The 26,272-nt window shown below is 70.8% G+C and carries 24 protein-coding genes; 20 read left to right on the top strand and 4 right to left on the bottom strand.

Annotation, left to right across the window (positions count from 1 at the left end; translation table 11 throughout):
• The first annotated feature begins 66 nt into the window (after positions 1-66).
• The 3 genes from ACH4F6_RS23735 (at position 67) to ACH4F6_RS23725 (ending at position 2,748) form a co-directional block, all read left to right on the top strand.
• Positions 67-867 (top strand): prepilin peptidase, encoded by an 801-nt coding sequence (locus ACH4F6_RS23735; RefSeq protein ID WP_397962297.1) that lies wholly within the window; start codon positions 67-69, stop codon positions 865-867.
• A gap of 68 nt (positions 868-935) precedes the next feature.
• On the top strand, positions 936-2,135 hold the full coding sequence (gene mqnC, locus ACH4F6_RS23730) for a cyclic dehypoxanthinyl futalosine synthase (protein ID WP_397962296.1): 1,200 nt from the start codon (positions 936-938) through the stop codon (positions 2,133-2,135).
• Between the two features lie 7 nt (positions 2,136-2,142).
• Positions 2,143-2,748, top strand: coding sequence for a hypothetical protein (locus tag ACH4F6_RS23725; protein WP_397962295.1), 606 nt, complete (start codon positions 2,143-2,145; stop codon positions 2,746-2,748).
• 58 nt (positions 2,749-2,806) lie between these two features.
• On the opposite strand, the gene ACH4F6_RS23720 is transcribed toward ACH4F6_RS23725, so the two are convergent.
• Positions 2,807-3,844: a chitinase gene (locus ACH4F6_RS23720; protein WP_397962294.1), complete on the bottom strand. Its 1,038-nt coding sequence runs from the start codon at positions 3,842-3,844 to the stop codon at positions 2,807-2,809.
• 307 nt (positions 3,845-4,151) lie between these two features.
• Between ACH4F6_RS23720 and ACH4F6_RS23715 the strand changes: the two genes are divergently transcribed.
• Genes ACH4F6_RS23715 through ACH4F6_RS23700 form a run of 4 tightly spaced genes read left to right on the top strand, consistent with a single transcriptional unit; the run spans position 4,152 to position 9,229 of the window.
• Positions 4,152-4,532 (top strand): hypothetical protein, encoded by a 381-nt coding sequence (locus tag ACH4F6_RS23715; protein WP_397962293.1) that lies wholly within the window; start codon positions 4,152-4,154, stop codon positions 4,530-4,532.
• A gap of 28 nt (positions 4,533-4,560) precedes the next feature.
• Entirely contained in the window at positions 4,561-6,969 is a 2,409-nt protein-coding gene (locus ACH4F6_RS23710) for a bifunctional polysaccharide deacetylase/glycosyltransferase family 2 protein (protein WP_397962292.1), read from the top strand.
• The gene (locus tag ACH4F6_RS23705; RefSeq protein ID WP_397962290.1) at positions 6,969-8,501 is read left to right on the top strand and encodes an acyltransferase family protein; all 1,533 of its coding nucleotides are present in this window, start codon (positions 6,969-6,971) and stop codon (positions 8,499-8,501) included. The genes ACH4F6_RS23710 and ACH4F6_RS23705 overlap by 1 nt, the downstream gene beginning before the upstream one ends.
• Positions 8,502-8,533: 32 nt before the next feature.
• Positions 8,534-9,229, top strand: coding sequence for a demethylmenaquinone methyltransferase (locus ACH4F6_RS23700; protein ID WP_397962289.1), 696 nt, complete (start codon positions 8,534-8,536; stop codon positions 9,227-9,229).
• 56 nt (positions 9,230-9,285) lie between these two features.
• On the opposite strand, the gene ACH4F6_RS23695 is transcribed toward ACH4F6_RS23700, so the two are convergent.
• Both ACH4F6_RS23695 and ACH4F6_RS23690 read right to left on the bottom strand, forming a co-directional pair.
• On the bottom strand, positions 9,286-9,600 hold the full coding sequence (locus ACH4F6_RS23695; RefSeq protein ID WP_397962288.1) for a PASTA domain-containing protein: 315 nt from the start codon (positions 9,598-9,600) through the stop codon (positions 9,286-9,288).
• A 110-nt stretch (positions 9,601-9,710) separates the two neighbouring features.
• Complete coding sequence (locus tag ACH4F6_RS23690; protein WP_397962287.1) at positions 9,711-10,235, bottom strand: GNAT family N-acetyltransferase; 525 nt, start codon at positions 10,233-10,235, stop codon at positions 9,711-9,713.
• A gap of 97 nt (positions 10,236-10,332) precedes the next feature.
• On the opposite strand from ACH4F6_RS23690, the gene ACH4F6_RS23685 reads away from it, so the two are divergent.
• The gene (locus tag ACH4F6_RS23685) at positions 10,333-11,628 is read left to right on the top strand and encodes a geranylgeranyl reductase family protein (RefSeq protein WP_397962286.1); all 1,296 of its coding nucleotides are present in this window, start codon (positions 10,333-10,335) and stop codon (positions 11,626-11,628) included.
• Positions 11,629-11,840: 212 nt separating this feature from the next.
• On the opposite strand, the gene ACH4F6_RS23680 is transcribed toward ACH4F6_RS23685, so the two are convergent.
• Positions 11,841-12,671, bottom strand: coding sequence for a C40 family peptidase (locus ACH4F6_RS23680; RefSeq protein WP_397962285.1), 831 nt, complete (start codon positions 12,669-12,671; stop codon positions 11,841-11,843).
• 711 nt (positions 12,672-13,382) lie between these two features.
• Here ACH4F6_RS23680 and ACH4F6_RS23675 point away from each other — a divergent pair.
• Genes ACH4F6_RS23675 through nuoL form a run of 12 tightly spaced genes read left to right on the top strand, consistent with a single transcriptional unit; the run spans position 13,383 to position 26,270 of the window.
• Positions 13,383-13,742, top strand: coding sequence for an NADH-quinone oxidoreductase subunit A (locus ACH4F6_RS23675; RefSeq protein WP_030494815.1), 360 nt, complete (start codon positions 13,383-13,385; stop codon positions 13,740-13,742).
• A 13-nt stretch (positions 13,743-13,755) separates the two neighbouring features.
• Positions 13,756-14,310, top strand: coding sequence for an NADH-quinone oxidoreductase subunit B family protein (locus tag ACH4F6_RS23670; RefSeq protein WP_055635348.1), 555 nt, complete (start codon positions 13,756-13,758; stop codon positions 14,308-14,310).
• The gene (locus ACH4F6_RS23665) at positions 14,307-15,071 is read left to right on the top strand and encodes an NADH-quinone oxidoreductase subunit C (protein WP_397962284.1); all 765 of its coding nucleotides are present in this window, start codon (positions 14,307-14,309) and stop codon (positions 15,069-15,071) included. Before ACH4F6_RS23670 ends, ACH4F6_RS23665 begins: the two co-directional genes overlap by 4 nt.
• Entirely contained in the window at positions 15,068-16,408 is a 1,341-nt protein-coding gene (locus ACH4F6_RS23660) for an NADH-quinone oxidoreductase subunit D (RefSeq protein ID WP_397962283.1), read from the top strand. Before ACH4F6_RS23665 ends, ACH4F6_RS23660 begins: the two co-directional genes overlap by 4 nt.
• Positions 16,405-17,274 (top strand): NADH-quinone oxidoreductase subunit NuoE, encoded by an 870-nt coding sequence (gene nuoE / locus ACH4F6_RS23655; protein WP_397962282.1) that lies wholly within the window; start codon positions 16,405-16,407, stop codon positions 17,272-17,274. The genes ACH4F6_RS23660 and nuoE overlap by 4 nt, the downstream gene beginning before the upstream one ends.
• Positions 17,274-18,620, top strand: a complete 1,347-nt coding sequence (nuoF, locus tag ACH4F6_RS23650; protein ID WP_397962281.1) for an NADH-quinone oxidoreductase subunit NuoF — start codon at positions 17,274-17,276, stop codon at positions 18,618-18,620. Before nuoE ends, nuoF begins: the two co-directional genes overlap by 1 nt.
• On the top strand, positions 18,617-21,124 hold the full coding sequence (locus ACH4F6_RS23645; protein WP_397962280.1) for an NADH-quinone oxidoreductase subunit G: 2,508 nt from the start codon (positions 18,617-18,619) through the stop codon (positions 21,122-21,124). The genes nuoF and ACH4F6_RS23645 overlap by 4 nt, the downstream gene beginning before the upstream one ends.
• Entirely contained in the window at positions 21,121-22,482 is a 1,362-nt protein-coding gene (gene nuoH / locus ACH4F6_RS23640; RefSeq protein WP_397962279.1) for an NADH-quinone oxidoreductase subunit NuoH, read from the top strand. Before ACH4F6_RS23645 ends, nuoH begins: the two co-directional genes overlap by 4 nt.
• The gene (gene nuoI, locus ACH4F6_RS23635) at positions 22,475-23,116 is read left to right on the top strand and encodes an NADH-quinone oxidoreductase subunit NuoI (RefSeq protein ID WP_397962278.1); all 642 of its coding nucleotides are present in this window, start codon (positions 22,475-22,477) and stop codon (positions 23,114-23,116) included. The genes nuoH and nuoI overlap by 8 nt, the downstream gene beginning before the upstream one ends.
• Positions 23,113-23,967 (top strand): NADH-quinone oxidoreductase subunit J, encoded by an 855-nt coding sequence (locus ACH4F6_RS23630; RefSeq protein WP_397962277.1) that lies wholly within the window; start codon positions 23,113-23,115, stop codon positions 23,965-23,967. The genes nuoI and ACH4F6_RS23630 overlap by 4 nt, the downstream gene beginning before the upstream one ends.
• A complete protein-coding gene (gene nuoK, locus ACH4F6_RS23625; RefSeq protein WP_397962276.1) occupies positions 23,964-24,263 on the top strand; it encodes an NADH-quinone oxidoreductase subunit NuoK in 300 nt (99 codons plus the stop codon). The genes ACH4F6_RS23630 and nuoK overlap by 4 nt, the downstream gene beginning before the upstream one ends.
• Positions 24,264-24,278: 15 nt before the next feature.
• Positions 24,279-26,270 carry an NADH-quinone oxidoreductase subunit L gene (gene nuoL / locus ACH4F6_RS23620; protein ID WP_397962275.1) on the top strand — a complete coding sequence of 664 codons (1,992 nt, stop codon included), beginning with the start codon at positions 24,279-24,281 and terminating at the stop codon, positions 26,268-26,270.
• Positions 26,271-26,272 lie beyond the last annotated feature (2 nt).

Raw genomic sequence — 26,272 nt, 5'->3', positions numbered from 1 at the left:
CCCGGCGCGGCGGTGACGTGCCCGTCACCGCGCCATGGCGGTGCGGAGCCTCGGTAGGCTCGCACGATGAGCCGGATCGCAGCGATCGACGCCGCACTGGTCGACCCCGCACTGATCGACGCCGCGCCGATCGGCGTCGCGGTGGTGTGGGGTGCGGTGGCGGGGGCGTCGCTGCCCCGGGCGGTCCACCGGTTCTCGGTGCCGTTGCCCCCGGAGGAGGAAGGGCCCCCACCCGGCTGGCACCGGGCCTGTCCCCGAGGGCACCCGCTCCGCGGCTGGCTGGGCCCCGCCCGCTGTCCGGACTGCACCGGCACCGTGACGCGGTACGGCCCCCGCGTCCCCCTCCTCGCCACCGTCACCGCCCTGGTCTGCGCGTTGCTCGCCGCCGCCACCGGCCCCCGCCCCGAACTCGCCGTCTGGCTGCTGCTCGCGCCCGTCGGCGTGCTGCTCGCCGCCGTCGACCTGCGGGTGCGGCGGCTGCCCGACCCGCTCACCCTGCCGCTCGCCGCCGCCGCGCTCGCCCTGCTGGGCGTCGCCGCGCTGCTGCCCGAGCACGCCGGGGACTGGACGACGGCCCTGCTCGGCTCCCTCGCGCTGAGCGCCGGCTATCTGGTGCTGCACCTGCTCAACCCCGGCGGCATGGGCTTCGGCGACGTCAAACTGGCCCTCGGCGCGGGCGCCGTCCTCGGCTGGTACGGCTGGGCCACGGTCATGCTGGGCACGTTCGCCGGGTTCCTGCTCGGCGCGCTGTACGGCGGAGCGCTCCTCGTGACCGGCCGGGCCGGGCGCCGGACCGCCGTCCCGTTCGGGCCGTTCCTGGTCACGGGGACGTACCTGGGGCTGCTGATCGGCGCGTACGCCGCCTGACGTCCGTCCGGCGAAAGGGCTGGCGTAGGCTGGTCCGGTCCGTCCAACCCCTTACGAAAGGGACCCCGGTGACCGAGAAGGCCGACCTCCAGTCAGTGCTCGACCGTGCCGCGGCCGGGGGACGGATCACCCCTCAGGAGGCGCTCGACCTCTACCGCGACGCGCCGCTGCACGCGCTGGGCGCCGCCGCCGACGCCGTGCGCCGGCGCATGTACGCCGGGACCGAGCACATCGCGACGTACATCATCGAGCGGAACATCAACTACACGAACGTGTGCGTCACGGCGTGCAAGTTCTGCGCCTTCTACGCGGCCCCGAAGGACACGGACAAGGGCTGGACGCGCGACCTGGACGACATCCTGCGCCGGTGCGCGGAGACCGTCGAGCTGGGCGGCACCCAGATCATGTTCCAGGGCGGCCACCACCCGGACTACGGCGTCGAGTACTACGAGAAGCACTTCTCCGCCATCAAGAAGGAGTTCCCGCAGCTCGTCATCCACAGCCTGGGCGCGTCCGAGGTCGAGCACATGGCCCGGATCTCCAAGGTGTCGGTCGAGGAGGCCATCACCCGGATCCACGCGGCCGGCCTGGACTCCTTCGCGGGCGCCGGCGCCGAGCTGCTGCCCGCGCGCCCCCGCAAGGCGATCGCCCCGCTCAAGGAGTCCGGCGAGCGCTGGCTGGAGATCATGGAGACGGCGCACGGGCTGGGCGTGGAGTCGACGTCCACCATGCTCATGGGCACCGGCGAGACCAACGCCGAGCGCATCGAACACCTGCGGATGATCCGCGACGTGCAGGACCGCACCGGCGGCTTCCGGGCGTTCATCCCGTACACCTACCAGCCCGAGAACAACCACCTGAAGGGCCGCACGCAGGCCACGATCTTCGAGTACCTGCGGATGATCGCGATCGCGCGGCTGTTCCTGGACAACGTCCGGCACATCCAGGGTTCCTGGCTGACCACCGGCAAGGAGATCGGCCAGCTCTCCCTGCACTACGGCGCCGACGACCTCGGCTCGATCATGCTGGAGGAGAACGTCGTCTCCTCGGCCGGCGCCAAGCACCGCTCCAACCGCCTGGAGATCATCGACCTGATCCGGAAGGCGGGCCGGGTCCCGGCGCAGCGCTCGACGACGTACGAACACCTCGTCGTCCACGACGACCCGGCGAACGACCCCGTCGACGAGCGGGTCGCCTCGCACATCTCCTCGACGGCCATCGAGGGCGGCACGGCTCACCCCGAGCTGAAGATCCTCGCGTCCAACTAGCCCGCGCATGCTCACGATCCACGCGGATTCCCAGGGGCGGGCGCTCGCCGTCGACGGCGCGTGGATCGCTCAGGCGGGCTCCCTGGAGGACCTGCTCGCCGACCGCCCGCGGGCCCGGGTGCGCCGGTGGCCCGGCATCCTCTCCCCCGGCCTCGTCAACCTCCACGGCAACGAGCTGCTGGAGGAGGCGTACCACCCGGATCCGCGCGAGGCCGACGAGCTGGGCACCGAGCCGCTGACGAGGGACGCGCTCGCGGCCCTGGCCATGGACGACGCCCGCTGGGGCGCGAGCGCCCGGCGCGGGGTGCAGCGCATGCTGGCCCACGGCACGGTCGCGGCGGCCTGCGGGGAACTGCGCAACCGCGCCGTCCGGGACGCCGTGCGCCGCTCCGGACTGGGCGTGGTCGGCCGACTGGGGCGCCCCGGCGGGACGCCCTCGCTGGACCCGTACGCCTGCGGCCTGCCGGTGATGTTCGCGGAGCCCCGGGAGCCCGGCTCCGCCGCCCGGTTCGCCGTCTTCGACGTGCCGGACGAGGCCGCGCTCGCCGCACGCGGCGCCGGGACCTGCGTGGCGACCGTGGTCGAGGGGCGCCTGGTGTACCGGCGGCGCTGACCCCGTGGCGGGACCGGCCCCCACGACGGCGCCGGCCCCGGAGCGGCGGCGCCGGCCCTCACCCCGAGAACGCCTCCGCGAAGGCGCCCGCGTCCTGCTCCACCCCGCTGCAGTTGGTGAGCGCGTCGTCCCGGTCCGCGTCGTCGTCCTCGCACGGCTGGTCGCGGAACGTCGACCACATCGACACCCAGGAGATGCCCTTCCCCTCGGCGAACGTCCGCACCTCGGCCGCGTCGGCGAGCGTGAACGTCTCGCCGTCGATGTCGTTGACCCCGATCATCGAGGTCAGCGCCATGCCCTTCCAGGCGGCCGCGTCCTCCGTCCCGAAGACGTCCTTCAGCTGGGTGTGCGCGGCGGTGGCCGAGGCGATCGCGTAGCCGCCCATGTCGCCGGTGTACGACTCGCCGTAGTTCATCGTCATCAGGTTCACGGTGGAGACCTGGACGTCGTACTTGTTCGCCGACTGCAGCAGCGCCACGCCGTCGGCGTCCAGCCCGGAGGGCATCACCGGGAGGGTGAAGGAGACCTGGAGGTCCGGGCGCTCCCGCTGCAACGCGGCGATCGCCTGCGAACGCAGGGCGACGGAGGCGGAGTCGGTCAGCTCGTCGCCCTCGATGTCGAAGTCGGCCCGCGTGGCGCCGGCCGCGTCGAGCGCCGCGGCGTACGCCTCCGCCAGTTCCGAGACGCTGTCGCAGGTCGCCGCCAGCTCCTTCCCGGAGGCCCCGCCGAAGGACACGCGGAGCGAGGCGCCCGACCCGGTGAGCGCGGCCAGACGGGACTTCACGGTCGTGTCGCCGATCGCGTAGGCGCCGTTCCACTTCGGCGTGCAGCCGCTGCCGTCCGAGATGACGAAGGCGAGGTTGTACGTCGTGGGCGAGCCGGCCGCGTCGTTGGCCGAGGCCTCCGTGGCACTCACGTAGGGGGCGTAGGAGGGGGACGTGCCCGACGAGGCGCTCGGGGACGGGGAGGCGCTGCTGGTCCGTTCGGGCGCCGCGGGCGCCGCGTCCGACGTGCCGCCGGAGCCCGCGGAGCATCCCGCCGTGGCCAGGGCAAACAGACAAGTGACCCCGGCCGCCGGCTTCAGGAAACTCCTCATTGCGCATGCACCCGCTCTCGTGATTTCTGTCTCAGAAGGGAAACAAATCCCGTCCTCGGAAGGGAAATGTCTCACATGCGGGCGGTTCGCGCGGGAGCTGTGAACACACGGACACGGTGCGGACATAAGCGTGCAAACAGGGTCAACTAGCCGTACAAAAGCGGCAATTGGTCCCCTCGTGTGGACCGGGAGACGTGCGGGGGGCTCCCGGATCTCTCAGGCAGGCCACAGGTTCGGCTGTTTCTCATGGTTGCCTCACATGCTTTCCAGAGTTTTTGGCACATAAAGGCTGCCTAATCTCTGAGGAATGCAATCCGAGCCTGCCATCGAAAGCCGTACGGCCGGTCGCGGTCGCCGTCGCAAACACGACAACGACTCCGCCGAAGGGCCCGTGTTCGTCGACAACTCCGGACGCAGGTCCAAGTTGCTGCGCCGGATCGGCCTCCTCCTCGGCGTCGGCTGCCTCGCCTACGCGGCCGTCCTCGGCGCCGCCTTCATGGGCTGGGGCACCTCGCTGACCCCGTCGTCGCTGCTGCCGTTCGGCGGCAACGGTCAGGGCGCCCAGGGCGGGGGGCCCGGCGGCCTCCGCCCGGACGGCGGCCTGGGCGACCAGGTCGGCCTGCCGGGTGGCACACCGCCCTCGGGCACCTCCTCCCCGACCCCGTCCGCCTCGGCGACCGCCGACTGACGCCCACGACCGGAACGCAGCCACCCCTATGACGACGACTCCCACCCGCGGCCGGCGCCGCGCCCCCTCCCGCATCGAGCGGGCGGCGGGCAAGGCCGCGGCGCTGCAGAAACCGCGTGTCATCCTCGCCCTGCTGCTCCTGCTCGCCCTGACCAGCGTGATGCTGCTCGACGGCTACCTGCGCGCCGAGGTCGGCGGCGACCAGCGCGTGCGCACCGGGGCCAGCTCCAGCAAGGTGCCCGAGGACGTCCTCGACGGCGGCCCGATCCTCACCTTCCGGGGCGGGCAGGCCACCACCGTCTCCGTGCCCGACAAGACGATCGCGCTCACCTTCGACGACGGCCCCAACCCCACCTGGACGCCCCAGGTGCTGGAGATCCTCGAGAAGTACGACGTGCCCGGCACGTTCTTCCTGGTCGGCTCGATGGTCTCGCGCTACCCGGACATCGTGAAGGAGATGGTCGAGGAGGGCAACGAGGTGGGCATCCACACCTTCACCCACGTCGACCTCTCCTACCAGAGCGACGCCCGGGTCAACCGAGAGATGCAGCAGACCCAGCTCGCGCTCGCGGGCGCGGCCGGCATCACCACCACGCTGTTCCGCGCGCCGTACTCCTCGGAGACGGACGCCATCGACAACTACAGCTGGCCCGTCTACAAGAGGCTCGGCGAGGACGGCTACACCAGCGTGTTCATCGACACCGACAGCGACGACTGGAAGCGGCCGGGCGTCTCGAAGATCATCGAGTGGGCCACGCCGGAGGACGGCGAGGGCGCGTCGGTCCTCTTCCACGACGCGGGCGGCGAGCGCTCGCAGACGATCAAGGCGCTGCCGACGTACATCGAGAAGATGAAGGCGGCCGGGTACACCTTCACCACCATCAGCGGCGCGATGCAGGAGCAGAACACGGCCGCCGCCGGCGGCCCGGCGTCCGGTCAGGCGCAGCAGGCGGCGGACGACTCGGACACGGACGCCGCGGACACGGACGCCGCGGACACGGACGCCGCTGGGACGGCGTCCCCGGAGGCGGGAGCCGCGGACGCCGGTGTCGCCGGGGCGACCGGTGAACAGCCCGGCGCCGCGCCGAACGGGCAGGGCGGACAGGGCGACGCCGGCTCCGGCAACCTGCTCCAGGCCGCCCACCGGGAGGCCACCGGGCTGACCCTGTACGAGGGCAAGGCGCTGATCGCGGCCGTCGCCGTCGCCGAGTGGACGGTCCCGGCGCTCTCGTACGGACTGATGATCGTCGGCGTGGCGGTCATGGGCCGCTTCGGGATGATGCTGATCCTGGCCCGCCGCCACTACCGCATCCGCAACAAGCGCCGCTTCAGCTGGGGGCCGAGGGTCACCCGGCCGGTGAGCGTGATCGTCCCGGCGTACAACGAGAAGGAGTGCATCGCCAACACCCTGGAGTCGCTGGCGCGGAGCACCCATCCGATCGAGATCCTCGTCGTCGACGACGGGTCGACGGACGGCACGTCGGAGATCGCCCGCGCCGCGGCCGAGAAGCTCGGCATGACGAACGTCCGGGTCATCCGGCAGGAGAACGCGGGCAAGCCCGCCGCCCTCAACAACGGCGTCCGCAGCGCCAGTCATGACATCGTCGTGATGATGGACGGCGACACCGTCTTCGAGCCGGAGGCCGTGCACCAGCTGGTGCAGCCCTTCGCCGACCCGAAGGTCGGCGCGGTCGCCGGCAACGCCAAGGTCGGCAACCGCAACACCGTCATCGGCGCCTGGCAGCACATCGAGTACGTGATGGGCTTCAACCTCGACCGCCGCATGTACGACCTGCTGCGCTGCATGCCGACGATCCCCGGCGCGATCGGCGCGTTCCGCCGGGACGCCGTGCTCGAGGTCGGCGGCATGAGCGAGGACACCCTCGCCGAGGACACCGACATCACCATCGCCATGCACCGCGCGGGCTGGAACGTCGTCTACCAGGAGCACGCCGTCGCCTGGACGGAGGCGCCCGGTTCCCTGAAGCAGCTGTGGTCCCAGCGCTACCGCTGGTCCTACGGCACCATGCAGGCGCTGTGGAAGCACCGCAAGTCACTCACGGACAAGGGCGCTTCGGGCCGCTTCGGCCGGGTCGGGATGCCGCTGGTCGTGCTCTTCCAGATCATCACGCCGGTCTTCGCCCCGCTGATCGACGTGTTCACCGTCTACTCGATGATCTTCATCGACTTCAAGGCGGCCCTGCTGGCCTGGCTGGCGGTGCTGGGCGTCCAGCTCTTCTGCGCCGGCTACGCCTTCCGCCTGGACCGCGAGAAGTACCGCTACCTGCTGATGATGCCGCTCCAGCAGCTCGCCTACCGCCAGATGATGTACCTCGTCCTCATCCACTCCTGCATCACCGCCCTCACCGGCGGCCGCCTCCGCTGGCAGAAGCTGAAGCGGACGGGCGAGGTCGGGACTCCGGCCAGGGCGAGCTGATGAGCTGGGAAGAGCAGGGCCAGGGGTACGGCCAGGGCCAGGGGTACGGCCAGGGCTGGGGATACGGCCAGGGCTGGGGATACGGCCAGGGGGGTGGGCAGGAGGGCTGGCCGCAGCCGGGCCGGCCCCATCAGCAGCCGTACCCGCAGGAGTACGAGGGCGGACACGGGGCCGTTCACGGACAGCAGCCGTACGCGTACCAGCAGCCGTACGCGTACGAGCCGTACGCGGACCAGCAGCCGTACCCCCAGCCGTACGCGGACCAGCAGCCGTACCCCCAGCAGTACGCGGGGCAGGGGCAGCCGCCGGTCCAGCCCCGGCCGGTGGACCGGACGGAACCGCTGCCCGCGGTGGCGGTGGACGAGCCGGTGGTGGCGGTGGACGAGCCGGTCCGGGCGGGCGAGCCCGTCGGGCCGGGCCGGTCCCGTCCCGCCGGTGCCGCGGAGCCGGCCGGCCCCGCGGCACCGGCGGGGGAGAAGCCCTCGGGGGCGCCCGGGGCGGGCGTCCGCGACCGCTACTTCGACACCCTGCGCGCCCTGGCGCTGGTCCGCGTCGTCACCTACCACACCTTCGGCTGGGCCTGGGCGAGCCTGGTCTTCCCGTCCATGGGGGTCATGTTCGGCCTGGCCGGCACCCTGATGGCGAAGTCCCTGGAACGCCCCGCGCTCAAGGTGATCAAGAGCCGTGTGCGCCGGCTGCTGCCGCCGTTCTGGTTCTGGGGCGTCTTCGTGGTCGTCGCGATGATGATCCACGACTGGATGCCGGGCTGGCAGATCGTCTACTGGATCGTGCCGCTGGGCGACCCGCCGGGCAACGCCTGGGGCGAGCAGGCCTGGGAGATCCTCTGGTACCTGCGGACCTACCTGTGGTTCGTCCTGCTCTCCCCGCTCCTGCTCCGGGTGTTCCGCCTCGCCCCGGTCGCGGTCCTGGTGCTGTCCCTCGTCCCGGTCATGGTCCTGACCTTCGTCTGGGCCGGCCCCGACAACCGCGTCGGCACCGCCCTGTGGGACCTGTCGACGTACCTCTTCTGCTGGATCCTCGGCTTCGCGCACCGCGACGGCGTCCTCCAGCGGATGAAGCCCGCCCTGGTGGTCGTCCTCTCGCTCGCCGCGATGGCCTACGGCGGCTGGTACGCCTTCGCGCACCAGGGCGAGTTCGGCACCTACGACCTGGACGAGGACCCGCTGGCCCAGGCCTTCTGGTCGGCCGGTTTCGTGATGCTGCTGATGTGGGCGAAGGCGTACTTCGGCATCGACTTCGCCCGGCTCACCCGCTACCGGCGCACGAACCGGATCGTCACGGTCTTCAACGCGCGCGCCGTGACGATCTACCTCTGGCACGAGATCGCCCTGGTGCTGGCGGTTCCGCTGATCGACGTGTTCTGGAACGTGCCCGCGTTCGAGAAGTACCTGCCGCTGGACAGCCTGTGGTTCATGTTCGGCGTCGGCTGGGTGCTGATCGTGCTGTTCGTGCTGCTGTGCGGGTGGGTCGAGGACGTCGCGGGGAAGAAGCGGCCACGGCTCCTGCCGTGAGCCGGTGAGGCGCGGGCTGCCACAATGGGCGGGTGACCCGCGCTTCCCTGAACAAGCAGCCGCACGAAGTCGCCTCGATGTTCGACGACGTGGCGGAACGTTACGACCTGACGAACGACGTCCTCTCGCTCGGCCAGGACCGCAGGTGGCGCAAGGAGGTCGCCCGGGCGGTCGACGCCCGTCCGGCGCAGAAGGTCCTGGACCTGGCGGCCGGCACGGCCACCTCCTCGCTGCCGTTCGCGCGGACCGGCGCCTACGTGGTCCCCTGCGACTTCTCCCTCGGCATGCTCCAGGTCGGCAAGAAGAGGCACCCCTGGCTGCCGTTCACCGCGGGCGACGCGACGCGGCTGCCGTTCAAGGACGACACCTTCGACGCCGTCACGATCTCCTTCGGCCTGCGCAACGTGCAGGACTTCGACGCCGCCCTGCGGGAGATGCACCGGGTGACGCGGCCCGGCGGCCGGGTCGTGATCTGCGAGTTCTCGCACCCGACCTGGACGCCCTTCCGGACCGTCTACACCGAGTACCTGATGCGCGCCCTGCCCCCGGTCGCACGCTCGGTGTCCTCGAACCCCGAGGCGTACGTCTACCTCGCCGAGTCCATCCGCGCCTGGCCCGACCAGCCCGCCCTGGCCGAGCGGCTGCGCGAGGCCGGCTGGTCGAAGGTCGCCTGGCGGAACCTGACCGGTGGAGTGGTGGCCCTGCACCGCGGCTTCAAGGAGAGCTGAGACGGGTACCGGGCCCCGCCCCTCCCGGCGGGGCCGCCCGGCGGGGCAGGCGGCCGCTACCGGCCGACCGCCTCGAAGGGGTCTCCCGGCTGGTCCAGCTCACGTTCCAGCCCGCCTCCTCCCGGTCTCGGCAGGCGCGGCTCGCGGACGCCCGCGCCCCCGCCGCCCTCGCCCTCGGCGAAGTCGAACCAGACGGTCACGACCGCGCCGCGCGGCACCTCGGCCCCGGGGGGCGGGTACTGCCGTACGACGTAGTCGACGACCGTGCGGTGGAAGTCGGGCCGGTCGGGTGCGGCCAGCAGCACTCCTCGTGCCGTGGCCGCTTCGCGCGCGTCCATGGCCATGAGGCCGACGAGTCTCGGCACGCGCACTTCGGGTGTTTTGGGCTGTATGAGCACAGATGTCACCCCCAGCGGTACTGGAAGGGTAACCGTCCCGGGGTGCCGTCCGGAAGCGTTCGGTGTCTATCCGTGACATTCCGTCACGCAGCGTCACCCTCGTGGAGGTCGAGGCGGTAGCAGTGGCCCTCCCGCCGGGACTCGGGGGTCGTGAAGACCTCGGCCAGCCGCATGCCGAGCCGCCGCGTGACCGCGATGGAGCGGGCGTTGCGCGCGTCGACCATGGCCACGACGGCCGGCACCCCGGCCTCCCGCACCCGGTCCAGCGTCATCCGCGCGGCCGCCGTGACGTACCCCCGGCCCCAGTGCTCCCGCCCGAGCCGCCAGCCGATCTCGATCTCGCCCGTGGGACCCCAGTCCCGCTCCCAGGGCTGGGCGCCGGTGAAGCCGATGACCCGGTCCGACTCGTCGAGCACGGTCCACAGGCAGAAGCCGCGCTCGGCGTCATGGCGGCGCTGGCGGGCGGTGAGCTCCTCGTAGACCGACAGCCCGGCGGACCTGCCGCCCTGGAACTCCATGACGTCCGGGTCGTCGAAGACCCGGTGCCACGCGACCGCGTCCTCGTCCGTGGGGACGCGCAGCCGTACTACGGGGAGAACTCGGTTCACGGGGCAGCCCTTCAGCCGGGTGATCAATTCTGCTGAATAGACTGCCCGTGTCCAGTGCCGGTCGGCACGCAGATGTCGAACTTGGGGAGATCCCGCCGTGACCGTCGTGACTGAGCCCCTCTCCGAAAACACCGCCGATGTGATCGTCGTCGGCGCGGGGCCGGCCGGCTCCACGACGGCGTACCACCTCGCCAAGGCCGGACTCGACGTGCTCCTGCTCGAGAAGACCGAGTTCCCGCGCGAGAAGGTCTGCGGCGACGGCCTCACCCCGCGCGCCGTCAAGCAGCTCGTGGCCATGGGCATCGACATCTCCGAGGAGGCCGGCTGGCTGCGCAACAAGGGCCTGCGCATCATCGGCGGCGGTGTCCGACTCCAGCTGGACTGGCCGGATCTCGCCTCCTTCCCCGACTACGGCCTCGTCCGCAAGCGCGACGACTTCGACGAGCAGCTGGCCCGCCAGGCGCAGAAGGCGGGCGCCCGGCTCTACGAGCGCTGCAACGTCGGCGCCCCGATCGTCGACGACCGCACCGGCCGCATCACCGGCGTGCGCGCCAAGCTCGGCGAGGAGAAGCGCGAGGTCGCCTTCCACGCGCCGCTCGTGGTCGCCGCCGACGGCAACTCCACCCGGCTGTCCCTGGCGATGGGGCTGCACCGCCGCGAGGACCGTCCGATGGGCGTCGCCGTGCGCACCTACTTCACCTCGCCGCGCCACGACGACGACTACCTGGAGTCCTGGCTGGAGCTGTGGGACCGGCGCGGCCCGGGCGAGGACCGGCTCCTGCCCGGCTACGGCTGGATCTTCGGCATGGGCGACGGCACCTCCAACGTCGGTCTGGGCGTCCTCAACACCTCCGACTCCTTCAAGGAGCTGGACTGGCGCGAGGTGCTGAAGGCCTGGTGCGCCTCCATGCCGGAGGACTGGGGCTACACCCCGGAGAACATGACCGGCCCGATCCGGGGCGCCGCCCTGCCCATGGCCTTCAACCGCCAGCCCCACTACACCAAGGGCCTGCTGCTCGTCGGCGACGCCGGCGGCCTGGTGAACCCCTTCAACGGCGAGGGCATCGCCTACGCCATGGAGTCCGGCCAGATCGCCGCCGACGTCATCGTCCAGGCCCACGCCCGCGCCACCCCCGGCCAGCGCGAACTGGCCCTGCAGCGGTACCCGCGGATCCTCAAGGACACCTACGGCGGCTACTACACGCTGGGCCGTGCCTTCGTGAAGCTCATCGGCAACCCGAAGATCATGAAGATCGCGGCCCAGCGCGGTCTGACGCACCCCCTGCTGATGAAGTTCACCCTGAAGCTGCTCGCGAACCTCACCGACCCGACGGGCGGCGACGCGATGGACCGCATCATCAACGGCCTGAGCAAGGTGGCGCCGAAGGCGTGAGCGCCGGGGCCCGGCCGTGAGGGGGCCCTCGGCGGCGGGCGGCCGTCAGGAGCTGAGCGCCTCCCGGCGGGCGGCCCGGCGCGCCGTGACCCCCTCGCGCCGCGCCGCCGCCTGCCGCAGCGCGTCCTCGCGCTCCCGGCGGGAGAGCCCGAAGGGCCGCAGCCCCCGAGCGGCTGCGGCCCTTCGACGCGTGTGGTGCGCGCGGGCGGGTGTCAGAGCACGCGCACGGCACCCGAGGCCGGGTAGCCGGAGAGGTCCTGGATGACGACGCCCTTGGAGGGGTTGGCCGCGTCCAGGTACTGGCCGTCGCCGATGTAGACGCCCACGTGGTAGGCCGAACCCTTGCCGCCCCAGTAGAGGATGTCGCCGACCTGGAGGTCGGACAGGGAGACGTCGGTGCCGGCCATCGACTGGTCCTGGGAGACGCGCGGCAGGTCGACGCCGACCTGACGGAACGCGGCCTGGACGAGCGAGGAGCAGTCCCACGCGTTGGGTCCGGTGGCGCCCATGACGTAGGCGTCGCCCACCTGCGCCTTGAGGAAGGCGATGACCGTCGCCACGCTGCCGCCGGCCGGAGCGGAGACGCTCGTGGACGCGGACGCGGACGCGGCGAGGACGGTCCGCTCCGAGGAGCGGGAGACGGCGGCCTCGGCGGCCGCCTTGCGGGCCTCCTCGGCCTTCTTCTTGGCCTCGGCCTTCTTGGCGGCGGCGAGGTCCTTCTTGGCCTCCTCGGCCGCCGCGGCGGCGGCCGCGTCACGCTCGGCCTCGAGCTGGTAGTCCGCCGCGGCCTGCTGCGTGGCCTGGGCGGACTGGGCGACCTGGGCGGCCACGTCACCGGTGAGCACGGGCAGTTCGAGCGTCTGCGTCACCGGCTCGGCGGCGTTGGCCGAACCGGCCGCCGTGGCGACGGCCAGCGTGCCGAGGACACCACTGGCGACTCCGGCCCGCATCGCGATCGTCGACGCGCTGCGGCGGGGCTTCCGGTGGCTGCGTATGTGAGCGGTGTGGGACATGGGTACTAGCGGTACCAGGGGCTCCTTCATACCTTCAAGAAACGTGTGCTGCGCCACAATTGCTCAACGAAACCTCCGAACGGCGCCCCCATCGCCCTTTATTGACGGCGTAACGGACAATGCGGACACAGGTGCTCAAGCCTGTGATCATGGGCTTTCGCTGTTACGTCCGAATTGCCCCGCGCCTACCACTGGTTGGGACCGTTGGCCAAGCCCGGTTCTCCGGCGGCCTCGCGGGTGTGGCGGAGGTCACGGAACGGTTACCGGTGCACCCGCGTCCCGCGCGGGTGGACCCGCCCCTTCCGCTCGTGAACGCGCGCACGCGTCCACATCCGACCCGCCGGCTCCCTCCGAGGTGTGAACGCGTCCTCTAGCAGGGCGCCGCGTCCAGCGCCAATTTGCATGCAGAGGAAGTCTCTTGATATGGAGACGCACCGCGCGGCCTGCGGTGACGAGCGGAAATGTCACTTCTTGTGATCACTCCGGCGCTTCCCGTACGAAGATCACTGCTGATATGACTTCATGATCGTTCGTCAGGTGGCAGAGATCACAAAGCTTGTGGAATACCCCGTGTCGCAGATCACAGAGCGGCAGGCATAAGATGCGAGGCAGTTGGGCTTGTGACCTGCTTCACATGTTCGCGATCTTCGCCGGGACGAGCGGGGTCCGTGAGGCGTGTGGGACGGAAGTGAGTCCATGCCATCGCCAGCAGTCAGTGCCGACTGAGAGGAGCGAGGAGCGGTGAACGCGTATGCGCCCATCCTCGTACTGGGAGCCCTCGGGGCAGGCTTTGCGATCTTCTCCGTGGTCATGGCCACGTTGATCGGGCCGAAGCGGTACAACCGCGCCAAGCTCGAGGCCTACGAGTGCGGAATCGAGCCGACCCCCACGCCGGCCGGCGGCGGGCGCTTCCCGATCAAGTACTACCTGACGGCGATGCTCTTCATCGTCTTCGACATCGAGATCGTCTTCCTCTACCCCTGGGCCGTCACCTTCGACGCCCTGGGGCTTTTCGGGCTCGTGGAGATGCTGCTCTTCGTGCTCACCGTCTTCGTCGCCTACGCGTACGTGTGGCGACGCGGCGGCCTGGAATGGGACTGAGGGGCCTTTAGTCATGGGACTCGAAGAAAAGCTGCCGAGCGGATTCCTGCTGACCACCGTCGAGCAGGCCGCGGGCTGGGTGCGCAAGGCGTCCGTCTTCCCCGCCACGTTCGGCCTCGCCTGCTGCGCCATCGAGATGATGACCACCGGCGCCGGCCGCTACGACCTGGCGCGCTTCGGCATGGAGGTCTTCCGCGGTTCGCCCCGCCAGGCGGACCTGATGATCGTCGCGGGCCGGGTCAGCCAGAAGATGGCGCCGGTGCTCCGGCAGGTCTACGACCAGATGCCGAACCCCAAGTGGGTGATCTCCATGGGCGTGTGCGCGTCCTCGGGCGGCATGTTCAACAACTACGCGATCGTCCAGGGCGTCGACCACATCGTCCCCGTCGACATCTACCTGCCCGGCTGCCCGCCGCGCCCGGAGATGCTCATGGACGCGATCCTGAAGCTCCATCACAAGATCCAGAACTCCAAGCTGGGCGTGAACGCCGAGGAGGCGGCCCGCGAGGCGGAGGAGGCGGCGCTCAAGGCCCTGCCCACGATCGAGATGAAGGGGCTGCTGCGGTGAGCGACGCGAACGGCGCCAACGGCGTGAACGGCTCCGCGAACGGGACCAACCCCGAGAAGGACCTCTCCGCCTCCAACCTCCCCGGCCAGCGCGGCCAGGGCGGTGAGGAGATCCGCGTCCAGCGCGGCATGTTCGGCGCGAACAACGGCGGCGACACCTCCGGCTACGGCGGCCTGGTCCGCTCGGTCCGGCTCCCGGGACCGGCGAGCCGGCCCTACGGCGGTTGGTTCGACGAGGTCGCCGACGAGCTCGAGGGCGCGCTGGAGGAACAGGGCCTGCTCCCCGAGAACGCGATCGAGAAGACGGTCGTCGACCGCGGCGAGATCACCTTCCACGTCGAACGCGAGCACCTGCCGCGCGTCGCCCGCACCCTGCGCGACGACCCGGCCCTGCGCTTCGAGCTCTGCACCGGCGTCAGCGGCGTCCACTACCCGAACGACAAGGGCCGCGAGCTGCACGCCGTCTACCACCTGCGCTCGATCACCCACAACCGGCTGATCCGCCTGGAGGTCAGCGCCCCGGACAGCGACCCGCGCGTCCCGTCCCTGGTCTCCGTCTATCCGACCAACGACTGGCACGAGCGCGAGACCTACGACTTCTTCGGACTCGTCTTCGACGGTCACCCGGCCCTGACGCGGATCATGATGCCGGACGACTGGCAGGGCCATCCGCAGCGCAAGGACTATCCCCTCGGCGGCATCCCCGTCGAGTACAAGGGCGCCCAGATCCCGGCTCCGGACCAGCGGAGGTCGTACTCGTGAGCACGCAGTCAGCAAACGCGGCCTCCGCCGCCTCGGCGCGCGAGACCACCGAGGGCACCGTCTACACGGTCACCGGTGGCGACTGGGACGAGGTCGTCCAGTCCGCGGCCCGCGCCGACGACGAGCGCATCGTCGTCAACATGGGTCCCCAGCACCCCTCCACCCACGGGGTGCTCCGCCTGATCCTGGAGATCGAGGGCGAGACGGTCACCGAGGCCCGCTGCGGCATCGGCTACCTCCACACCGGCATCGAGAAGAACCTCGAGTACCGCACGTGGACGCAGGGCACCACGTTCGTGACGCGCATGGACTACCTGACGTCCTTCTTCAACGAGACGGCCTACTGTCTCGCCGTCGAGAAACTCCTCGGCATCGAGGACCAGGTCACCGAGCGCGCCAAGATCATCCGGGTGCTCCTGATGGAGCTGAACCGGATGTCCTCGCACCTGGTGTGCATCGCCACCGGCGGCATGGAACTCGGCGCCACCACGATCATGATCTACGGATTCCGCGATCGTGAAATGATTCTCGACATCTACGAGCTCATCACGGGCCTGCGGATGAACCACGCGTACATCCGCCCCGGCGGACTCGCCCAGGACCTGCCGCCCGGCGCGGTGGACCAGATCCGCGAGTTCGTGAAGAAGATGAAGAAGAACCTCCCGGAGTACGACAAGCTCGCCACCGGGAACCCCATCTTCAAGGCCCGCATGCAGGACATCGGCTACCTCGACCTGGCCGGCTGCATGGCCCTCGGCGCCACCGGCCCGATCCTGCGCTCCACCGGCCTGCCGCACGACCTGCGCAAGACGCAGCCCTACTGCGACTACGAGACGTACGACTTCGACGTCCCGACCACCGACACCTGCGACGCCTACGGCCGCTTCCTCGTCCGTCTCGAGGAGATGCGGCAGTCCCTGCGGATCGTCGAACAGTGCCTGGACCGGCTGCAGCCCGGCCCGGTCATGGTCGGCGACCGGAAGATCGCCTGGCCGGCCCAGCTCGCCCTGGGCCCGGACGGCCTCGGCAACTCCCTCGACCACATCAAGAAGATCATGGGCACCTCCATGGAGGCCCTGATCCACCACTTCAAGCTGGTCACCGAGGGCTTCCGCGTCCCGCCGGGACAGGCGTACGCGGCGGTGGAGTCGCCCAAGGGCGAGCTCGGGGTGCACGCGGTGTCCGACGGCGGCACCCGCCCCTACCGGGTCCACTTCCGCGACCCGTCCTTCACCAACCTGCAGGCGATGGCGGCGATGTGCGAGGGCGGCCAGGTCGCCGACGTCATCGTCGCCGTCGCGTCCATCGACCCCGTGATGGGAGGCGTCGACCGGTGACCACCTCTTCTTCGGAGCGCGGCGTCAGCCTCGGCATGCCCGAGCTGCCCGCGCCCGCCTACCCGGACGACGTCCGGGCCCGGCTCGAACGGGACGCGCGCGAGATCATCGCCCGCTACCCCGACTCCCGGTCCGCCCTCCTGCCGCTGCTGCACCTCGTGCAGTCGGAGGAGGGACACGTCACGCGCACCGGGATGCGGTTCTGCGCCGACGTGCTCGGCCTGACCACCGCCGAGGTCACCGCCGTCGCCACCTTCTACACCATGTACCGGCGCCGCCCGAGCGGCGACTACCAGGTGGGCGTCTGCACCAACACCCTCTGCGCGGTGATGGGCGGCGACGCCATCTTCGAGGCGCTCCAGGAGTACCTCGGCGTCGGCAACGGCGAGACCACCGACGACGGCGCGGTCACCCTGGAGCACATCGAGTGCAACGCGGCCTGCGACTACGCGCCGGTCGTGATGGTCAACTGGGAGTTCTTCGACAACCAGACCGTGCAGAGCGCGAAGCGCCTGGTGGACGACCTGCGGTCCGGACGCGCGGTCTCGCCCACGCGCGGGGCGCCGCTGTGCACCTTCAAGGAGACCGCCCGGATCCTGGCGGGCTTCCCCGACGAGCGCGAGGGCGCCGTCGAGGCGAGCGGCAGCGCGGGACCGGCGTCGCTGGTGGGCCTCCGCCTGGCGAAGGGAGAGGTCGCACCCGCGCGCGTGGTCCACCCGCGCGACGGCGGACCGCACGACGAACCGCAGGACAAGGTGCACGAGCCGTCGCCGGCCGAACACCTCGGTTCGCACGACGCGCCGCAGGAGACGTCGGCCTCCGACCCGGCCCACCCGGCAGGGCCCACCGCCGAGGAGGGGGAGTGATGACCTTGGCAACCGAGCTGAAAGACATGAGCCCCGAGAAGCTGCTCGCACCCGTGCTGTCGGCCTTCTGGGACGAGGACAGGTCCTGGACGCTGGACGTCTACCGGAGGCACGACGGGTACGAGGGGCTCCGCAAGGCGCTCGCCATGTCGCCGGACGAACTGATCGCGTACGTCAAGGACTCCGGTCTGCGCGGGCGCGGCGGCGCGGGATTCCCGACGGGGATGAAGTGGCAGTTCATTCCGCAGGGAGACGGAAAACCGCACTATCTCGTTGTCAACGCCGACGAGTCGGAGCCCGGGACGTGCAAGGACATCCCGCTCCTCTTCGCGAACCCGCACAGCCTCATCGAGGGCATCGTCATCGCGTGTTACGCCATCAGGTCGTCGCATGCCTTCATCTACCTGCGGGGTGAAGTCGTCCCCGTCCTGCGGCGGTTGCACGAGGCCGTGCGCGAGGCCTACGCGGCCGGCTACCTCGGCGAGAACGTCCTGGGCAGCGGACTCGACCTCGAACTCACCGTGCACGCCGGCGCCGGCGCGTACATCTGCGGTGAGGAGACCGCGCTGCTGGACTCGCTCGAAGGCCGCCGGGGTCAACCGCGGCTCCGTCCCCCCTTCCCTGCGATCGCGGGCCTCTACGCGTGCCCGACTGTGGTGAACAACGTCGAATCGATCGCATCGGTTCCCGCGATCCTGAACAACGGCAAGGACTGGTTCAGGTCGATGGGCAGCGAGAAGTCCCCGGGCTTCACGCTGTACTCGCTCAGCGGCCACGTCGCCAGCCCCGGCCAGTACGAGGCCCCGCTCGGCATCACCCTCCGCCAGCTCCTCGAGATGAGCGGCGGCATGCGACCGGGCCACCGCCTCAAGTTCTGGACGCCCGGCGGGTCCTCGACCCCGATGTTCACCGACGAGCACCTCGACGTCCCCCTCGACTACGAAGGAGTGGGCGCCGCGGGTTCCATGCTCGGCACGAAGGCCCTCCAGTGCTTCGACGAGACGACCTGCGTCGTGCGTGCCGTCACCCGCTGGACCGAGTTCTACGCCCACGAGTCCTGCGGCAAGTGCACGCCGTGCCGCGAAGGCACGTACTGGCTCGTGCAGCTGTTGCGCGACATCGAGGCCGGAAAGGGCGCGATGTCCGACCTCGACAAGCTGAACGACATCGCCGACAACATCAACGGCAAGTCGTTCTGCGCCCTCGGCGACGGCGCCGCCTCGCCGATCTTCTCCTCGCTCAAGTACTTCCGCGAGGAGTACGAGCAGCACATCACCGGCCGGGGCTGCCCCTTCGACCCGGCGAAGTCGACGGCCTGGGCCGACCGCCCGGAGGTGAACGCATGACCGTGACCACCAGCGCTCCCGCGGGAGGGGGAGAGGCGGCGGTCCCGCCGGAGGATCTCGTCACGCTGACGATCGACGGCGCGGAGATCAGCGTGCCCAAGGGCACCCTGGTCATCCGGGCCGCCGAACAGCTCGGCATCGAGATCCCCCGCTTCTGCGACCACCCCCTCCTCGACCCGGCCGGCGCCTGCCGCCAGTGCATCGTCGAGGTCGAGGGCCAGCGCAAGCCCATGGCGTCCTGCACGATCACGTGCACGGACGGGATGGTGGTGAAGACCCACCTCACCTCGCCGGTCGCCGAGAAGGCGCAGCACGGCGTGATGGAGCTGCTCCTCATCAACCACCCGCTGGACTGCCCGGTCTGCGACAAGGGCGGCGAGTGCCCGCTGCAGAACCAGGCCATGTCGCACGGCAACGCCGAGTCCCGGTTCGAGGGCCGCAAGCGGACCTACGAGAAGCCCGTCCCGATCTCCACGCAGGTGCTGCTGGACCGGGAGCGGTGCGTGCTGTGCGCCCGCTGCACCCGCTTCTCCAACCAGGTCGCGGGCGACCCGATGATCGAGCTGATCGAGCGGGGCGCGCTCCAGCAGGTCGGCACCGGCGAGGGCGACCCCTTCGAGTCGTACTTCTCCGGCAACACCATCCAGATCTGCCCGGTCGGCGCGCTGACGTCGGCGGCCTACCGCTTCCGCTCCCGGCCCTTCGACCTGGTCTCCTCGCACTCGGTGTGCGAGCACTGCTCCGGCGGCTGCGCCACGCGCACCGACCACCGGCGCGGCAAGGTCATGCGGCGCCTGGCGGCCCCGGACCCCGAGGTCAACGAGGAGTGGATCTGCGACAAGGGGCGGTTCGCCTTCCGGTACGCGCAGCAGCGCGACCGGCTCGGGACGCCGCTCGTGCGGAACGCCGAGGGGAGCCTCGTCCCGGCGTCCTGGCCGGAGGCCCTGCAGATCGCGGCCCAGGGGCTGCTGGCCTCGCGCGGCAGGACCGGTGTCCTGACCGGCGGACGCCTCACCATCGAGGACGCCTACGCGTACAGCAAGTTCGCGCGCGTGGCGCTCGACACCAACGACATCGACTTCCGCGCGCGCGTGCACAGCGCCGAGGAGGCCGACTTCCTGGCGGCGAGGGTGGCCGGACACGGCCGCGACCTCGACGGTACGGGCGTCACCTACACCTCGCTGGAGAAGGCGCCGGCCGTGCTGCTGGTGGGCTTCGAGTCGGAGGAGGAGGCGCCCGGCGTCTTCCTGCGGCTGCGCAAGGCCTGGCGCAAGCACGGGCAGCAGGTGTTCTCGCTGGCCACCCACGCCACCCGCGGTCTGGAGAAGGCGGGCGGCACGCTGCTCCCGGCCGCCCCGGGCACCGAGACCGAGTGGCTGGACGCGCTGTCCGGCGGTGTCGGTCTGGAGGAGGAGGGCGGCAGGGCCGCCGAGGCACTGCGCGCCGAGGGCGCGGTGATCGTCGTCGGCGAGCGGCTGGCCGCCGTGGCCGGCGGACTCACCGCCGCCGTACGGGCCGCGACCGCGACCGGCGCCGCACTGGTGTGGATCCCGCGCCGGGCCGGGGAGCGGGGCGCGATCGAGGCCGGCGCGCTGCCGTCGCTGCTGCCGGGCGGGCGTCCGGCCACCGACCCGCGCGCGCGGGAGGAGGTCGCCGCCGTCTGGGGGCTCGCCGAACTCCCGCACCGCTACGGCCGCGACACCGGGCAGATCATCGAGGCCGCCGTGGGCGGTGAGCTCCAGGCGCTGCTCGTGGCGGGCGTGGAGGTCGCCGACCTCCCCGACCCGGCACGCGCGCGTGAGGCGCTCGCCGAGGTCGGCTTCGTGGTGTCGCTGGAGCTGCGGCCCGGCGAGGTCACCGAGCACGCCGACGTCGTCCTGCCGGTCGCCGCGGTCGCCGAGAAGGCCGGGACCTTCCTCAACTGGGAGGGGCGGGTGCGCTTCTTCGAGGCCGCGCTCAAGCCCGACCAGATGACCCGCCGCCCGGCGCCGGCCGACGCGCGCGTGCTGCAGATGCTGGCCGACGCCATGGACGTCCACCTGGGCCTGCCGGACCTGCGCACCGCGCGCGCCGAGCTGGACCGGCTCGGCGCCTGGGACGGTCCGGGGGCCGACGAACCGACGGAGCGCGCGGGCGTCCTGCCGCGGCCCGCCGCGGGTGAGGCCGTGCTCGCCGGGCACCGGCTGCTGCTCGACCAGGGCGTCCTCCAGCAGGGCGACGAGGCGCTCGCCGGGACGCGGCACGCCGCGTACGCGCGCGTGTCCGCCGCCACCGCCGCCGAGGCGGGCGTCGAGGACGGGGACGCGCTGGCCGTCTCGGGCCCCGCCGGAACGGTGGAACTCCCCGTCAGGATCACCGAGATGCCCGACCGGGTGGTGTGGCTCCCGCTGAACTCCGTGGGCGGAGGCGTCGCCTCCGACACCGGCGCCCGGCCCGGTTCCCTCGTCCGCGTCGGCCCCCCGGCGGCGCCCGCCGCCGAAGCCCCCCAGGAGGTGGAGGCATGAGCCCGTACCTCGCCGCTGAAGACCTCTCGATGTTCGGCCGCGACCCGTGGTGGCTGGTCGTGGTCAAGGCGGTCTTCTGCTTCGCCTTCCTGATGGTGACCGTGCTGTTCTCCATCGTCTGGGAGCGCAAGGTCGTCGCCTGGATGCAGCTGCGCATCGGCCCCAACCGGCACGGCCCCTGGGGCATGCTCCAGTCGCTCGCCGACGGCGTGAAGCTGATGCTGAAGGAGGACCTCGTCGTCAAGCGCGCGGACAAGGTCGTCTACGTCCTCGCGCCGATCGTCGCGGCCATCCCGGCCTTCATGGCGATCGCGGTGATCCCCTTCGGCCCGGCCGGCAACGAGGTCTCGATCTTCGGCCAGCGCACCACGATGCAGCTCACCGACCTGCCGATCGCGATGCTCTACATCCTCGCGGTCGCCTCGGTCGGCATCTACGGCATCGTCCTGGCGGGCTGGAGTTCCGGATCCACCTACCCGCTGCTGGGCGGCCTGCGCTCGTGCGCGCAGATGATCTCCTACGAGATCGCCATGGGCGCCGCGTTCGCCTCGGTGTTCCTCTACTCGGGGTCGATGTCGACGTCGACGATCGTCGAGCAGCAGCAGGACCGCTGGTACATCCTCCTGCTGCCGGTCTCCTTCGTCCTCTACATCGTCACGATGGTCGGCGAGACCAACCGCGCCCCCTTCGACATGCCCGAGTCCGAGGGCGACCTGGTCGGCGGCTTCAACACCGAGTACTCGTCGATCAAGTTCGCGATGTTCATGCTCGCCGAGTACGTGAACATGGTGACGGTCTCGGCCGTGTCGGTGACGCTCTTCCTCGGCGGCTGGCGCGCCCCGTGGCCGGTCAGCGGCTTCTGGGAGGGCGCGAACCACGGCTGGTGGCCCCTGCTCTGGTTCACCGTCAAGGTCCAGCTGCTGCTGTTCTTCTTCATCTGGCTGCGCGGCACGCTCCCCCGCGTCCGCTACGACCAGCTGATGAAGCTCGGCTGGAAGGTCCTCATCCCGGTCTCCGTGACCTGGCTGATGCTCGTCGCGACCGTGCGGACCCTGCGCAACGAGAACTACGACTTCGCCGACATCGCCCTCTACGTGGGCGGCGCCGTCCTGGTCCTGCTGCTGCTCTCCTTCGTGGCGGACATGTTCCGCGACCGCGGCAAGCCGGCCGAGGCCCCCGCCGAGCCCGCGGGCTTCGACCCGATGGCGGGCGGTTTCCCCGTTCCGCCGCTGCCGGGGCAGGAGCTGCCGCCGGTGCCCAGGCGCCGCCCGCGCCGCGAGCGCGAGCTGATTGTCAGTGGCGGGTCGGACACTGTCAGTGACGGATCGCCGGAAGGAAAGGAGGCGTCCGATGGCTGAGGAGCCCAAGGAGACCACACCCGGTTTCCAGAACCCCGTGGCCGGCTTCGGCGTGACCTTCAAGGCCATGTTCAAGAAGCGGCTGACCGAGCAGTACCCGGAGCAGAAGAAGACCACGGCTCCGCGGTTCCACGGACGGCACCAGCTCAACCGCCATCCGGACGGCCTGGAGAAGTGCGTCGGCTGCGAGCTGTGCGCCTGGGCCTGCCCCGCCGACGCCATCTACGTCGAGGGAGCGGACAACACCGACGAGGAGCGCTACTCGCCGGGCGAGCGGTACGGGCGCGTGTACCAGATCAACTACGCCCGCTGCATCCTGTGCGGCCTGTGCATCGAGGCCTGCCCCACGCGCGCGCTGACCATGACCAACGAGTTCGAGCTCGCCGACTCCAGCCGCGCCGACCTGATCTACACCAAGGAGCAGCTGCTGGCCGGCCTCGAGGAGGGCATGGTCGACACGCCGCACGCCATCTACCCCGGGACGGACGAGCAGGACTACTACCGGGGCCTGGTGACGGAGGCCGCGCCCGGCACCGAGCGGCAGGCCGCCGTCTCCCAGGGCGAGGCCCCGCAGGAGGCCGCCTCCACCTTCGGTGAGGGCGAGCCGGCCGCGAAGGAGGTGACCGGCCGATGAGCGCGCAGCTCGCCGCCTACTCCACCTCCACCGGCGAGGCCTTCCAGTTCTGGGTGCTCGGCACCGTCGCGGTGATCGGCGCCCTGTGCACCGTCTTCATGAAGAAGGCCGTGCACAGCGCGCTCTGCCTCGCCGGCACCATGATCGTCCTGGCGGTGTTCTACCTCGCCAACGGCGCCTACTTCCTGGGCGTCGTGCAGATCGTCGTCTACACCGGCGCGATCATGATGCTGTTCCTGTTCGTGGTGATGCTCGTCGGCGTCACCGCGGCGGACTCCCTGAAGGAGACCATCAAGGGCCAGCGCTGGCTGGCCCTCCTGTGCGGCCTCGGCTTCGGCGTCCTGCTGATCGCCGGCATCGGCAACGCGTCCCTGACGGAGTTCACCGGCCTCTCCGAGGCCAACGCGGGCGGCAACGTGGAGGGCCTCGCGGCCCTCATCTTCACCAAGTACGTCTTCGCCTTCGAGATCACCGGCGCCCTGCTGATCACGGCGGCCGTCGGCGCCATGGTGCTCACCCACCGCGAGCGCACCGAGCGCGCCCGCACCCAGCGCGAGCTGGCCGAGCAGCGCGTCCGCGAGGGCAAGCACGTGCCTCCGCTGCCGGCGCCCGGCGTGTACGCGCGGCACAACGCCGTGGACATCGCGGGCCTGCTGCCCGACGGCACCCCGTCGGAGCTCACGGTCAGCAAGACGCTGCGCGAGCGCGGCCAGGTCCGTGACGTGTCCACCGAGGCACTGGCCGACCTCAAGGCACTGGAGCAGCGCGCCCAGGAGCGACTGGAGCGGGCCGGGACCGAGCCGCCGCGCTCCCGGAACAACTCCCAGCGGACCGAGGAGGCGTCGAAGTGAACCCGGTCAACTACCTCTACCTCGCCGCCCTGCTGTTCACGATCGGTGCGACGGGCGTGCTGATCAGGCGCAACGCGATCGTCGTGTTCATGTGCGTCGAGCTGATGCTCAACGCCTGCAACCTCGCGTTCGTCGCCTTCTCCCGGATGCACGGCAATCTCGACGGCCAGATCATCGCCTTCTTCACGATGGTCGTCGCCGCCGCGGAGGTCGTGGTCGGACTCGCGATCATCGTGTCGCTGTTCCGTTCCCGCCACTCGGCCTCGGTCGACGACGTCAGCCTGATGAAGCTGTAAGGGGTCGGAAGAATCGTGGAGAACCTGATTGCGCTGCTCATCGCGGCGCCCCTGCTCGGAGCGGTCGTCCTGCTGCTCGGCGGCCGCCGGCTCGACGCCGTCGGCCACTGGATCGGCACGCTGCTCGCCGCCGTCTCCTTCGTGTTCGGCGTCGTCCTCTTCGCCGACCTGCTCGGCAGGGACGCCGACGACCGGACGCTGACGCAGCACCTGTTCAGCTGGATCCCCGTCGAGGGCTTCCAGGCGGACGTCGCCTTCCAGCTCGACCAGCTGTCGATGACGTTCGTCCTGCTGATCACGGGCGTCGGCTCGCTGATCCACCTGTACTCGGTCGGGTACATGGAGCACGACGAACGGCGCCGCCGCTTCTTCGGCTACCTGAACCTGTTCCTCGCGGCGATGCTGCTGCTCGTCCTCGCCGACAACTACCTGCTGCTGTACGTCGGCTGGGAGGGCGTCGGTCTCGCCTCCTACCTGCTCATCGGCTTCTGGCAGCACAAGCCCAGCGCCGCCACCGCCGCGAAGAAGGCCTTCCTGGTCAACCGCGTCGGCGACATGGGCCTGTCGATCGCCATCATGCTGATGTTCACCACCTTCGGCACCTTCGCCTTCGGGCCGCTGCTCGGCACGCACGGCGAGGCGGGGCTCGCCGGTGACGCGAGCGAGGGCAAGCTCACCGCCGTCGCCCTGATGCTGCTGCTCGCCGCCTGCGGCAAGTCCGCCCAGGTGCCGCTGCAGTCCTGGCTCGGGGACGCCATGGAGGGCCCGACCCCGGTCTCGGCCCTCATCCACGCGGCGACGATGGTGACCGCGGGCGTCTACCTCATCGTCCGCTCCGGGGCGATCTTCGACGCCGCGCCCGACGCGCAGCTCGTCGTCACGATCGTCGGCGCCGTCACGCTCCTCTTCGGTGCGATCGTCGGTTGCGCGAAGGACGACATCAAGAAGGCGCTGGCCGGCTCGACCATGTCGCAGATCGGCTACATGGTGCTCGCGGCCGGCCTCGGCCCCATCGGCTACGCCTTCGCGATCATGCACCTGGTGACGCACGGCTTCTTCAAGGCCGGCCTGTTCCTCGGCGCCGGATCGGTCATGCACGGCATGAACGACGAGGTCGACATGCGCAGGTACGGCGGCCTCCGCACGTACATGCCGATCACGTTCGTCACCTTCGGCCTCGGCTACCTCGCCATCATCGGCTTCCCGGGCCTGTCCGGCTTCTTCTCCAAGGACAAGATCATCGAGGCGGCGTTCGCCAAGGGCGGCACCGAGGGCTGGATCCTCGGCGGCTGCGCCCTGCTGGGCGCGGCCATCACCGCGTACTACATGACGCGCGTGATGCTGATGACGTTCTTCGGCGAGGAGCGCTGGAGGAACCAGCCCACCCGCTCCCCGATGGCGCCGAGCGCGGAGCCCGCGGCCGAGCACCGCGGCGAAGCCGCGTCCGGTCATGTCGCTGCCGCGACGGGCGAGCCGCACCCGCACGAGTCGCCCAGGGTCATGACGATCCCGATGATCGTGCTGGCCTTCGGCTCGGTGTTCGCGGGCGCCTTCTTCAGCGTCGGCGAGCGCTTCGTGCACTGGCTGGAGCCGGTCACCGGGTTCGAGCACGGACGCCCGCCGGTCAGCGCCCTCACGGTCACGCTGTCCACGGTGGCGGTGATGGTGATCGGCGTGGGCATCGCCTACGCGCAGTACGGCCGGCGCCCCGTCCCGGCCGTCGCCCCGCGCGGGTCGCTCCTCACCCGGGCCGCCCGGCGCGACCTGCTCCAGGACGACTTCAACCACGTCGTCCTGGTCCGCGGCGGCGAGCACCTCACGCGGTCCCTGGTGTACGTCGACCACACCCTGGTCGACGGCGTCGTCAACGGCACGGCGGCCTCGGTGGGCGGCCTCTCCGGACGCATGCGCAAGCTGCAGAACGGCTTCGTGCGGTCCTACGCGGTCTCGATGTTCGGCGGTGCGGCGGTCCTCATCGCCGCGACCCTGCTGATGAGGGCGGTCTGATA

It is taken from the genome of Streptomyces sp. NPDC017936 (genome assembly GCF_044328485.1).
Lineage (GTDB): Bacteria > Actinomycetota > Actinomycetes > Streptomycetales > Streptomycetaceae > Streptomyces.
This window is presented reverse-complemented; position numbering and strand designations above follow the sequence as displayed.